A 241-nucleotide genomic window follows, 5' to 3' on the forward strand; every position below is an offset into this window, starting at 1 on the left:
CGACCGAATGGAAGGTCGATGACACCGACAAGACCAAGTGGCGCTTCAGCCTTCGCAAGGGCGTGAAGTTTCACGACGGCAGCGAGTTCAACGCCGATGCGGTGATCTGGAATCTCGACAAGGTGCTCAAGCAGGATGCGCCGCAATTCGATCCGAGCCAGGTCGGCGTCACCGCGACGCGCATGCCCACGCTCGTATCTGCCAAAAAGATCGACGACATGACGGTCGAGCTCACCACCAA

Annotated in this window: 1 protein-coding gene; it reads left to right on the plus strand. The window is 59.3% G+C overall.

Annotated features, from left to right (window positions below; genetic code table 11):
* The coding region (locus G8O24_RS43800) for an ABC transporter substrate-binding protein (protein ID WP_244646489.1) at window positions 1-241 on the plus strand (241 nt) is incomplete at both ends.

The sequence above is a fragment of the Bradyrhizobium campsiandrae genome, assembly GCF_014529705.1.
Classification (GTDB): Bacteria; Pseudomonadota; Alphaproteobacteria; order Rhizobiales; family Xanthobacteraceae; genus Bradyrhizobium; species Bradyrhizobium campsiandrae.